This is a genomic window from Sorangium sp. So ce693 (assembly GCF_051521375.1).
Lineage (GTDB): Bacteria > Myxococcota_A > Polyangia > Polyangiales > Polyangiaceae > Sorangium > Sorangium atrum.
Window position 1 is genome coordinate 3,271,021 of the sequence record NZ_CP150347.1, and the last position, 11,727, is coordinate 3,282,747.

The 11,727-nt window shown below is 68.7% G+C and carries 10 protein-coding genes; 3 read left to right on the forward strand and 7 right to left on the reverse strand.

Annotation, left to right across the window (positions count from 1 at the left end):
• Both WMF14_RS12625 and WMF14_RS12630 read left to right on the forward strand, forming a co-directional pair.
• The gene (locus tag WMF14_RS12625; RefSeq protein WP_437801186.1) at positions 1-1,005 is read left to right on the forward strand and encodes an ABC transporter permease subunit; all 1,005 of its coding nucleotides are present in this window, start codon (positions 1-3) and stop codon (positions 1,003-1,005) included.
• Between the two features lie 24 nt (positions 1,006-1,029).
• Positions 1,030-2,022, forward strand: coding sequence for an NAD-dependent epimerase/dehydratase family protein (locus tag WMF14_RS12630; protein ID WP_437801188.1), 993 nt, complete (start codon positions 1,030-1,032; stop codon positions 2,020-2,022).
• Between the two features lie 76 nt (positions 2,023-2,098).
• Here WMF14_RS12630 and galK read toward each other — a convergent pair whose 3' ends face one another.
• The 6 genes from galK to WMF14_RS12660 form a co-directional block, all read right to left on the reverse strand.
• On the reverse strand, positions 2,099-3,211 hold the full coding sequence (galK, locus tag WMF14_RS12635; RefSeq protein WP_437801190.1) for a galactokinase: 1,113 nt from the start codon (positions 3,209-3,211) through the stop codon (positions 2,099-2,101).
• A gap of 286 nt (positions 3,212-3,497) precedes the next feature.
• Positions 3,498-4,508, reverse strand: coding sequence for a vWA domain-containing protein (locus tag WMF14_RS12640; RefSeq protein WP_437801192.1), 1,011 nt, complete (start codon positions 4,506-4,508; stop codon positions 3,498-3,500).
• 496 nt (positions 4,509-5,004) lie between these two features.
• The gene (locus WMF14_RS12645) at positions 5,005-5,733 is read right to left on the reverse strand and encodes a hypothetical protein (RefSeq protein WP_437801194.1); all 729 of its coding nucleotides are present in this window, start codon (positions 5,731-5,733) and stop codon (positions 5,005-5,007) included.
• A gap of 29 nt (positions 5,734-5,762) precedes the next feature.
• Complete coding sequence (locus tag WMF14_RS12650) at positions 5,763-6,089, reverse strand: dienelactone hydrolase family protein (RefSeq protein ID WP_437801196.1); 327 nt, start codon at positions 6,087-6,089, stop codon at positions 5,763-5,765.
• Positions 6,090-6,511: 422 nt separating this feature from the next.
• On the reverse strand, positions 6,512-7,336 hold the full coding sequence (gene aroE, locus WMF14_RS12655; RefSeq protein ID WP_437801198.1) for a shikimate dehydrogenase: 825 nt from the start codon (positions 7,334-7,336) through the stop codon (positions 6,512-6,514).
• Positions 7,337-7,512: 176 nt separating this feature from the next.
• Positions 7,513-8,415, reverse strand: a complete 903-nt coding sequence (locus WMF14_RS12660) for a bestrophin family protein (RefSeq protein WP_437801200.1) — start codon at positions 8,413-8,415, stop codon at positions 7,513-7,515.
• Between the two features lie 198 nt (positions 8,416-8,613).
• Between WMF14_RS12660 and WMF14_RS12665 the strand changes: the two genes are divergently transcribed.
• Positions 8,614-9,930, forward strand: a complete 1,317-nt coding sequence (locus WMF14_RS12665) for a metallophosphoesterase (RefSeq protein ID WP_437801202.1) — start codon at positions 8,614-8,616, stop codon at positions 9,928-9,930.
• A gap of 23 nt (positions 9,931-9,953) precedes the next feature.
• Here WMF14_RS12665 and WMF14_RS12670 read toward each other — a convergent pair whose 3' ends face one another.
• On the reverse strand, positions 9,954-11,702 hold the full coding sequence (locus WMF14_RS12670) for an ATP-binding protein (protein WP_437801204.1): 1,749 nt from the start codon (positions 11,700-11,702) through the stop codon (positions 9,954-9,956).
• Between the last annotated feature and the right edge of the window lie 25 nt (positions 11,703-11,727).

Here is an 11,727-nt window from a genome sequence, read left to right on the forward strand (position 1 = left end):
ATGCTCCGCTGGGATCGGCGGGATCTGCCGCTCATGGTGACCGCGGTCCTCCTGATCGCGCTCTACTCGGGGGTGCTGGTCTGTTACGACGCGGCGCGTAGCCTGCGTTTCCTGGTCGACCTGATCAAGGGGAACGCGGCGATGGGCCTCTGCGCGGTGGGCATGACCTTCGTCATCCTGTCGGGGGGCATCGATCTCTCGGTCGGCTCCGTCGTCGCGCTCACGACGGTCCTCGTCGGCACGCTGGTCGCCGGTGGTTGCCACCCGGTGGTGGCGTTCTGTGTCGGCCTCGCGGTGTCGCTCGCGTTCGGCGCGATGACGGGGCACCTGATCCATCGTTTCTCTCTGCCCCCGTTCCTCGTGACGCTCGCGGGGATGTTCTTCGCCCGCGGCGCGGCGTTCCTCGTCAGCATGCAGCCCATCGGCATCGATCACCCTGCGCTGGACTGGATCGTCGATGAGCTCGGCTTCGCCCTGGCGATCCCGGGCCTGGACCGGACCTGGGTCCCGGCGACGGCGCTCTTGTTCTTGATAGTCCTCGTGCTCGGCGTGATCCTTGGCCGTAGCACGAGCTTCGGCCGGAACGTCCTCGCCCTCGGCGGAGACAGGCAGGCCGCGCTGCTCATGGGGGTGCCGCTGGGCGCCACGACGGTGTGTCTTTACGCGTTGTGCGGCTTGTGCGCGGGCCTCGGCGGGGTCACGACGGCGCTGATCGACAGCGCCGGAAAGCCGAACACCGGCGCCGGGCTGGAGCTCGAGGCCATCGCCTCGGTGGTGATCGGTGGAACGCTGCTGACCGGGGGGGCTGGCAGCGTCGTCGGCACCGTGATGGGCGTGATGATCACGGGCATCGTGCGGGCGGTGATCAACCTGGATGGACGGCTGCCGTCGCCCTGGCACCACATCAGCATCGGGCTGCTGCTGCTCGTCTTCATCGTCATGCAGCAGGTCCTGATCCGATCGGCCCCTGCAGCCAGGGGGGTGGAGTACGGTCATCATCGATGACGCCGGAGAGCGAGGAGCGATAGAATGAACGAGACCAAGCGAATTCTGGTCACCGGGGCGGCGGGCAAGGTCGGTCAGACATTCATCCGAAGGTTCCTGTCGAACCCCGCGTTCGAGGGGTGGAAGGTCCGTGCGCTGTGCCACAACCGCGTGCTGGAGCGGACGGCGCGCGTGGAGGTGCTGCGTGGGGCCATCGAGGACAGGGCCGTCGTCAACGAGGCGACCGAGGGGGTGAGCCACGTGCTGCACCTGGCGACCAGCAAGGAGACCCCCGAGAGCATCATGGACGTGGCCGTCAAAGGCATGTTCTGGCTGCTGGAGGCCTGCCGCGTCAGCCCCACGTTCGAGCAATTCATCCTGGTCGGGGGCGACGCCGGGATGGGCCACTTCTTTTATCCGCACCCCGTCCCCGTCACGGAGGCGCAGCGGCACAGCGCCTACCCGGGCTGCTACGCGCTGTCCAAGGTGCTCGAGGAGGTCATGCTCGAGCAGTATTACATTCAATATGAGCTCAACGGATGCTGCCTGCGCGCGCCCTGGATCATGGAGAAGGACGACTTCAAGGCGCAGCTGTCCTTCGGCGACGACGTGTTCGGAGGGCCGAGGTGGCGCGATCTGGTCGGTGCCGAGGCGGCAGAGGGGTACGTCCGCTCGGGCGCCGTGCCGGTGATGCTCGACCGCCGCGGCGAGCCGGTGAAGCGTAACTTCGTGCATGTTGAGGATCTGGTCTCCGCGATCCTCAAGGCCATCCATCATGAGAAGGCTCGCCAGCAGACCTTCAACATCTGCATGGACGAGCCGGTGGACTACGGGGAGCTGGCGCGTTACCTGGAGGCGACGCGGGGCCTGCCGAGCGTGAGGGTGAAGACGCCCTTCCATTCGACTTGGCTGGACAACTCGAAAGCGAAGTTTCTGCTCGGTTGGCGCCCGCAGTACGACCTGGCGCGGCTCACGGACGCCGCCTTCGATTACGTGCGCGCGCCCGATGACCCGCGCGTCACGTGGTACCCCGGTTGACGGGCCCTGCCTCCCCACGGCGGCCCCTTCCCGCGGTGGACGAGCCTGACGATCACGCCGACGCCGAGCTTCTCTGCTAGGGGACGAGCCCGCCTACAAGCACCCTCGCCCGGCGGTTCGGCGTGCGCGCGTAGGCCTCCACGACGGCCCGCCCCACGCTCGCTGCGCGCCCGCGCTTCACCAGGGCCACGATCGCGCCGCCGAAGCCGCCGCCGGTCAGCCGGGCGCCGAAGACGTCCGGCTGCGCCCGCGCGCTCTGCACCAGATCGTCGACCGCCGGCACGGACACCTCGAAATCGTCGCGCATCGACCGGTGGGACGCGTCGAAGAGCTCGCCCAGACGGGTGAGATCTCCCGCGCGGAGCGCGGCCACGGCGGCGAGCACCCGGGCGTTCTCGGTCACGACGTGGCGCGCGCGCCGGTCGAGCGGCGCCGGCAGCGACGCGATGCGCGGCTCCACGGTCGCGTCGACGTCCCGGAGCTCCGGGACGCCCAGCGCCGCGGCCGCGCGCTCGCACTCCGCGCGCCGCGTCTTGTAGTCGCCGCTCGCGTGCTGGTGAGCCACCCCGGAGTCGATCACGAGCAGCTCGGCCTCCGCGGGCAGCGGGATGCGCTCGAACGCGAGCGTCCTCGTGTCGATGAAGAGCGCCGTGCTCTCGTCGGCGAGGCTCGCGGCCATCTGATCCATGGTCCCCACCGGCGCGCCCACGAAGTCGTGCTCTGCGGCGTGCGCGATCCGGGCGATCTCCACGTCGTCGATGGAGAGGCCGAGCATCGTCCGCAGGGCGCGGGCGAGCGCCACGAGCAGCGATGCGCTCGACGACAGGCCGCTTCCGAGCGGCACCGTCGACTCGATCCTCGCGTCGAAGCCGGGGATCGATGCGCCCCGGCTGCGGAGGACCGCGGTGATGCCCTGCACGTAGTCGAGCCACAGTCCGCGGCGCGCCTCCTCGCCGGCGCGGAACGAGAGCTGGGCGCCGCCGTCCACGTTCGCCGTCGCGACCTGGATGAGCCGGTCGTCCCGCGGCGCGAGTTCGACGCGCGTCTTCTGCGGGATCGCCGTCGGCAGCACGTAGCCGCCGCTATAGTCGGTGTGTTCGCCGATCAGGTTCACCCGCCCCGGCGCCTCGCCCAGGACCTTCGCCGGGCGGCCGAAGACGACCTCGAAGCCCTTCCCCTTCACCGTCATTGCAGCGCACCCATGTCGACGGGGCACAGGAAACCCAAATGTTCCGGAGGCGTCAAGCCACAACTGCGGGATCTGCGCCGGGCTGGCAGAGCAGTTTTTACGCCGGTTTTACGCCGGTTTTACTCCGGTCCGCCCGGTCTCGTGAAGACGCGGTGCGTGCAACCGCGCTCGTCTCTGCGGCGATCGAAGGGGCGGTATTCACTCCGCGGCCCGCGGGAGCCGCCTTGGCTCCAGGGCCTGCGGGCGACGTCAGCCGCCGCAGCGGGGGCGACGACAGGCGGTCCGATCAAAACGCGAGCACCTCGCTCCCTGACGCGAGCTCGCACGCGCCGTCCTGGGGATCACCGCCGGTGCGGAGGATCTCGGACGGCTCCGGCTCGCGGTAGACGCCGGAGAGCGCGATGTCGACCATGCGCAGGATCGCGCGATCGAGCTTGGTCACGTAATAGCAGGGGATCGTCGGCTCCTTGTGCGCCCCGCCAACCCCGGAGTCATCCGTCAAGAAGAGGTATCGGCCGCCCGTGAGCTGTGCGGCAGAGCGCATGCTGAGCTCGGTGAGCTCATCCACGCCGCTCGACGCGACGGGATAAACAGCGACTCCGAGGTCCTTGAGGGCGCGTATCCCGCCTGCCATCGCCGCGGCGTTGTTCTCGTGGTGGGGCGCGTCCGCGACCCAGAAGGCGAGGCGCGCAGTGTCGTCGCCCGTGCGCCAGGAGAGGTCGGCCGTCTTGGAGAGCGCCATGTCCGGCGCCTCCGGGAAGTCGCCGCCGCCGTTCGCCCCTTGCTCGGCGAGCTTCTCCTGGAACTCGTCGGGATCGGTGCGGAAGTCGAACCAGCGGACGATGTAATCGTCCTCGGTGTCTCTGTACAGGACGAGCGACCAGCGCTGCTGGGCGTTCGGGTACTTGGCGAAGATGGAGTCGGAGAGCGCGATGAACTCCGTCTGGAGATACGTGATCTCGTCGCCCATGCTGCCGGTCGTGTCGATGATGAGCGATACGTCCAGCGTCTCCTTCTTTCCTGGAGGCGCCGCGAAGAGGCTGTGCGCGGCCTGATGGTCGGCCGCGGTGAAGGGCAAGATGCCCGGGAGCTGCTGCGAATAGAGCGTGCTCCGGTACGAGAGGAAGAAGTCGAAGTTGCGGTTGTCGTCCCAGACGCCCGCGGTGAGCGTGCCAGGCGCGATGCTGGCTCCGCCGCCTGCGCCTCCGCCGCCTCCGCCGCCTGCGCCTCCGCTGCCTCCTGTGCCCAGGCTTCCGCCGGGGGAGCCTTCGCTCGGAGGACCGCTTCCATCCGACACACCTCCCGAAGCGGCTGAGCCGACCGCAGCGCCTGTGCCGAAGCTCGCATCGGGGCCAGCACCGGGGTCAGCGCCGGCGCCCCTCCCGGGGATCTCTCCGTCGCCGCCGTCTGCCGAGCTCGATCCGCCCGAGCACGCTCCCAGCGCGAGAAGGCCTCCCACCATGAAAGCGAAGCGGAAACGGGTATGCATTGGGATCTCCTCGGCCGCCAGGGTCGTCACATGCCGACGTCGGACGCGGCCGGGCATGCCGCGATGCACGGCGCGTACCGAGTAAGAACAGTGTGATTTCATCTACTTGCGCGATTACACGTGGTGCGTTCTGTGCCAAGGCGCGCCGGAGCGTGACCTCGACGGCTCGGGCGTGCCCGTGAGGTCGCGGCCGAGGTTGTGGGTGATGTCGATGTGACGCGCTGCGCGGAGTGAGCGCACGGCGAACGCCGGTCAGCAGGCCGAGCCGCCCGCATGGCGCCCCACGGGGGACCTGCTCCGCGCTCTAGACGGCATAGAAATCGTAGAACTCCTGCGCCGGAGCGTGGACTGCGAGCACCTGGAAGGGGAAGCACTCCTCCAGGCGATCGAGGCTCGCGCGCTGCGCGAGAGACCTCAGGAATGGACGCGTCATGGATTCCTTGACCTGGCCGTGATGATCAAGGAACTGACCCCAGAGCGTCATGCTTTGGTACCGGGCGGGAACCACGTGAGCGGACGAGCCGTACGCCGGCGGGAACAGTCGGCGGTACGCGTCGAGGTTGTAGAGCCACGAACCGCCGGTCACCAGGTTGACCTCGCTTGTCGTTCGTTTCATGTGCTCGACGAGCGCCGACAGGTCAGCCCGTCGCCGCTCGACTCGCGCGGCGCCGAGAGGCGAGCTGCCGTCCGTCTCTGCATTCCGGAAGTGCAAACGAGCACGATCGACGCTCGACAGGGCGTAAGAAAAGCATCCAGAGGTCGCGACGACGGGCGGCGCGGTCGTCGCTTCGGGATCCTTCAGATAGAAACGGTACGTCCACTCGCGGCCGGCTTCCCCGCCTTCTGTGCCGGGCAGACCGGCTACATAGGCCTGCCACGTCTCGTTTTGCGCGTCGAACGCGCGCCCGAGGCCGAACCGAACATAGAGGTTCGTGTACCCGAAGAGGGCGCTTCCCAGGGACATCCCCGACAAGGCCCGCACCTTCTCCGCGAACGAGAACTGCAGGTCGAAAAAAGCCTTGGAGAACACCACGCTCGCAGCCGACCTTCGGGGTTCAGCGCTCAGTTCTTCGGAGGTGCCGACGTGAGCGTCGCGTCGAACAGCGCGAGCAATGTCTGGTAGTGGCGCTCGGAGGCGGCCTTGTTGTACACAGCTGAATCGGAGGGGACCCAGCCGTGCTTCGCGCCCTCATACGTCTCGACCGTGTGCTGCACGCCCGCCTGCTGGAGGGCGTCGGTCAAGCGCTGTTTCTGCTGGTCAGGGAACGAGGCGTCCTCGATCGCGCCCGCCACGTACACGCGCGCGCGGATCCGCGGCGCGAGGAGGTGCGGGCTGTCTGGATCGTCGGTCGCCAGGTTGCCGCCGTGGTAGGACGCTGCTGCGATCACGCGATCCGGGAATTACTCTCCTCCTCTCGCCGTGGCAAGCACACTTGCCTCGTGCGATGTCCTTCTCGGGCTGGCGGCGACAACGCTGCCTCGCCACGGCCTCGGTGTCCAGCGACCGGCGCTCGGTCCAGGTGACCAGTCACTCCATGACCGTCCTGCGCCTTGAGCAGCGGAGCTGCTGATCTGCTGCTTCTCAGGCAGCAGCGTCGCGCCGCCGTGGTGGCGAAAATGCCGTCTCGACGCGGTCTCCGTCGTTGGTACGCTATTGGCATGTTCGGTCGCGCAATCGCAGGGGCTCGTCTGCTCCTTGTGCGTCCCGCCAGCCCCGGAGTCATCCGTCGAGACGAGGTGTCGGCGGGCCGTCAGCCATGCGCCAGAGCGCATGTCGAGCTCGGTGAGCTCATCCACGCCGTGCGCGCCTCTCAGGCTTTCCGCAGCGCAGCGAGCACGGGCGCGGTGTCGGGCCGCATGCCGCGCCACAGGGTGAAGCACTCGGCGCCCTGCTCGACCACCATGCCGAGGCCGTCGGTGGTCTGACCCACGCCGGCCGCGCGTGCGGCCTGCACGAAGGCGGTCGGTTCCTTTTTGTAGGCCATGTCGTAGGCCAGCGAGCCCTCGTTCCACACGTCGGCGGGCAGGGGCGGCACCTCGTTGGCCATGGAGGAGGCGGAGCCGTTGATGATCACGTCGAAGCGCCCGGCGATGTCGGCGAAGCCGCCGCCGGCGAGCTGGGTGGCGCCGGCATGCGGGCCGAACTCGGCCGCGAGCTCCACGGCCTTGCTGGCCGTGCGGTTGGCGACGAAGATCTCGGCCGGCTGCTCATCGAAGAGCGGCAACAAGGCGCCGCGCACCGCGCCGCCAGCGCCGAGGAGGAGCACGCGCGCGCCCTTGAGGCAGCGGCCGAGGTTGTGGGTGATGTCGCGCACGATGCCGAAGCCGTCGGTGTTGTCGCCGAGGAGGGTGCCGTCGGCGAGCAACGTGAACATGTTGATCGCTCCAGCGGCACGGCCGCGCGGCGTCAGCTCGTCGGCCAGCGCAAAGGCCTCGAGCTTGAAGGGCATCGTGATGTTCATGCCCTTGCCGCCGCTCTTCTGGAACTCGCGCACGGCGGCGGCGAAGCCATCCAGCTCGCCGAGGATCGCGCCGTACACCATGTCCTGCCTGCATTGCTCGGCAAAGGCGGTCTGCAGCGCAGGCGACTTGGTCTGGGAGATGGGATTGCCGATGATGGCGTAGCGGTCCGTCATGGGTGCGTCCAGGCCTCAGCGACGCGGGGCCACGCCCGCGAGCGCCGCAGATCTACGATATTGTCCAGCAGATTGCCAAGAGCGCGCGGCGTCGCCACGGCGGCTGAGAGGCAGAGCGCCTTCCTCCGCCCTCCTCGGGAAGGGGCGAGAGAGGAGCCCCCATCGCCGCGCCGCGCTCAGTCCTGGTAGCTCTCGGCCTTCGACGCCATCACCAAGTTGAGCGGCGACGACCCCAGGAGGTCGCGCTCGATGGTGTCGCAGATGCGCGTGAGGGGCAGGTCGTTCGGCTCGTGGCCGAACGGGTCGTCGAGCTCACCGCCGAGCGCCTCGATCATCAGGACGGGATACGCCACCATCATCGTCACGAGGGGCGTCAGGACCCCGAGCGCCTCGACGAGGGCGAGGGGCAGCGTGGCCAGGTAGAGCGCCACGCCCCGCTGTAGCAGCAGGATGTAGCCGAGCGGCGTGGGGGTCTTGAGGATGCGCTCACAGCCTCCCAGGCAGTTGACGAGGACGCTCAGCTGCTCCTCGGCGCACACAGCCATGTTGCGCTCGAGGCTCCCGGCCCGGACGAAGGCCGCGAGGCGCTCGGAGATCTGCTGCGCTGCACGGAGCGGCGGGTGAGCGTGCTCCGCAAGAGCCCCGATCTGCTCCGCCGGGAGCAGCCGGTCGATCTCCGGGCGCTCGACCTGCCCGCGCAGCGAGCGCCGCGCGGCGTGGACGAACACCACCACCCAGACGGCGACCTCGCGCGCCGCGCCCGGGTCGACCGCGGCGTGCGCGTTCACGATGCGCGTGATGTTGCGGCTCGAGTTCACGATCGAGCCCCAGAGGGTGCGACCCTCCCAGAAGCGGTTATAGGCCGTGTTCGTGCGGAACGCGAGGATGAGCGCGATCACCGCGCCGGCGACCTCGTGAATGCCGATCGAGAGCGACACGCGGGGGATGAGCCTGTGCGCCAGCCAGAGCGCCGCGGCGATGACCCCGAAGGCCAGCACGCGTCGCATCACGCCCGGCGACAAGGAGCCCCGCGGCGAGACCAGCATCGGCAGCCAAGCGCGCCTGGTGTAGGGGATCATCGGGACGACCCTCGCGGCGATGCCCTCCCGGAGCACCGGAAGGAGCCATGGACATGAAGAGGCCTCAGCCCCTCATCGAACGTACCAATCCTCGCGCCGCAACGCCGCCGGGAGCGCGCCGGGCGGCGAGCGTGGCGAGCAGGGCGCCCGACCGGCGCGTCCACGCCGGCGCCCCGCAAATCAGGCGGTCGGTCTCCGGTGGCGCCTGGCGCGGACGCGCTGGACGCGGGACACTCCGCGTCCGTCCAGGCAGAGCTGACCACGGTGGTCCTGTGCGCCTGGGTCGCCTGGAGCCGTCGATTGAAGTTCGTGTCCCCCATCGTCCTGTTCTGGGCGGCCTCCGTCCTGGCCTGGCTCGTCGTCGTGGCAGCGGCGAGGCGCCGCCGGGGCGGGCTCTACGCGCGGTTCGTCGGCGTGTTGCTCGGCATCCACACGTTGATCTCGTGCGCGCTCTTCCGCCACGTCGGCCCGCTCGCGCCGGGGTTCGCGTACCTCCAGGGCGCGGTGTACCTGCACTTCCTCCTGCTCTCGAGCCCCCGGATGCGGCCGCTCGCCTACCGCGTGCTCGTGAGCATCCCCGCGTCCTACTTCGTGGCGGCGATCTTCCTGTCATTCCCGTGGGCCATGGCGAGCGGGCTCGGGGCCACGCCGTACGGCCTCTGGGTGCCCTTCGCCCTCGCCGTCGTCGGTATCCTCCAGTCGCTCACCGCCCGCCGGGAGGAGATCGAGCTCGTCGTCGACCGCGCCCCCGTCGACGGGCTGCGCCGCCACCCGCTCCCGCGCGAGGGGGCGCCCGGCGCGCGCCGGCCCCTCCGCATCGTCCAGATCACCGATCCGCACCTCGGTCCGTTCATGTCGGTCGCTCGGCTCCGCGGCATCTGCGAGCGCGCGGTGGAGCGCGATCCCGATCTCGTCGTGCTCACCGGCGATTACCTGACCATGGAGTCGCAGGACACCGCGGATCACCTCGCCGAGGCCCTGTCCCCGCTCCGCGCCCTGGAGGGGCGTGTGTTCGCGTGCCACGGCAACCATGATCACGAGTCGCCCCGCCACGTCGCGACCGCGCTCGCGCGCGCGGGGGTGCGCCTGCTCGTGGACGACGCGGCGCTCGTCGAGACCGCCGCCGGGCCGGTCCAGGTCCTCGGGATGGACTTCCATTACCGCGATCGGGCGGAGCGCATGGCGGCGGTCTGCGCCCGTCACCCGCGCATGAAGGGGGCGCTCCGGCTCGTCCTGCTCCACGATCCGGGCGCGTTCCGCCACCTTGGCGAGGGGGAGGGCGATCTCGTGCTCTCGGGCCACACCCACGGCGGGCAGCTCGGCCTGGTCAGCCTCGGAGGCTCCTGGACCGCCCTCCAGCTCTTCGTGAAGATGCCCGATCACGGCCTGTGGGCCCGCGGCCCCGATCGGCTCTACGTCCATCGCGGGACAGGACACTACGGGTTTCCCCTTCGGCTCGGCGTGCCGGCGGAGGAGAGCGTGCTCAAGGTCCACCTCGCCGGCGACGGCGTCTGACCGGCCAACTCCCCGCGGTGGTGCTAGACCGAGCGCGCTTCCCCTGCGTCGGCCGAAGGCGGAGCAGCGGTCTCCTCGACCACCGGCATCAGAGGCAAGTCCACGATGAACACCGCGCCCCGACCCTCACCGGCGCTCTCGGCGTGAACCTCTCCGCCGTGCATCCTCGCCAGATCCTGCACGATCGAGAGCCCCAGGCCAAGTCCGCTGTGCCAGCGGGTGGTCGAGCTGTTTGCCCGGCGAAATTTGTCGAACACGTGGGGAAGAAAATCTGCGCTGATCCCCTCGCCGGTGTCGCTGATGCGGAGCTGGATCTTTGCTCCCATCTCCTCCAGCGACACAGCCACGCGCCCGCCAGCGGGCGTGAATTTGACGGCGTTGCTCAGCAGATTGCGCACGATCTGCTCCAGGCGACCGCGATCGCCTAAGACCCGGCCGGTCGTTGAGCGGAGCGAAAGCGAAATGCAGACGTCCTTCGCTTCCGAGGCTGGAGTTACAGAGTCGACGACCGCCTGGATGACCTCGGCCATGCTGACCGGCTGCCGCTTCAGGTCCACCTGGCAGCAGAGGATGGCGGAGACGTCGAGCAGGGTCTCGACGAGCTCCAGCTCGGCCATGCCGTTGCGCTCGATGACCTCGAGGCCGCGCTGCACCCTGGCTACGTCCGACTTGTCCGCGCGGAGAAGAATATGCGCCCAGCCGAGGATAGAAGTCAGCGGCGTTCGCAGCTCATGGCCGAGCGTGCAGAGGAACTCGTCCTTCATCCGGTCGGCGGCCTCGGCCTTGGAACGCGCCGCCTGCTCGCTGGCCAGCAGCCTCTCCCGCTCTTCCTCCGCCCGCTTGCGTTCGGTGATGTCCGTGGAGATAGCGCACACAGCGTAGGGCTTGCCTTCGGCGTCGAACAGGGGGCACTTGACCGAGATATAGGTGTGCATCCCGTCGCCCTGCGGCACCACCTCCTCGGTCTCCAGGGGCTCCTGGGCCTCCAGCACCCGCCTGTCGAACGAGCGGAGTATCTCCGCCTGCTCCGGGGGGAAGAGATCGTGGTCGGTCGTGCCGATGATCGAATCGATCGACGCGATCGGCTCGTTCGACTCCAGCGTCGCGTGGAACAGCTGCCTGAAACGGCGGTTGCTCAGCAGGTATCGGCCCTGCAGGTCCTTGACGTAGACCATGGCCGCCGAATTGTCGATGATCGCCTGCAGCATGCCCTGGCTTTCGCGCAATGTCTCCTCGGCCCGCTTACGCTCGCTGTTCTCTTGTTTCAGGAGATCGTTGGCCGCGGCGAGCTCGGTCGTGCGCTCCGCCACTCTCCGCTCCAGCTTATCGTGGGCGCAGCGCAGCGCGGCCTGCAATCGCTCGCGCTCCTCGATCTCTCGCCGCAGCTGAACGTTCTGCGCCTCGAGCTCCGCGCGCATCGTATACAACTCCAGGTGTGTCTTGACTCGCACCAGAACCTCGTCGAGCTCCAGAGGCTTGACGACGTAATCGACGCCGCCGGCTTCGAACCCGGCCACCTTGTGGGCCGTCTCTCCCAGGGCGGTCATGAAGATCACCGGAATGCCCTTGGTGCTTTCAGACGCTTTCAGGTGCCGGCACGTCTCGAAGCCGTCCATTCCCGGCATCAATACGTCGAGCAGGATCAAATCGGGAGAGAGGAGCTCGGCCCGCTCCAACGCATCTTCACCATCTTGAGCGACCGCCACCCGAAAGCCTCGCTCTTCGAGCTGAGCGGCTGTCACGGCCATGCTTTCCGGCACATCGTCGACCATCAGGATGGTATACGACGGGACACCA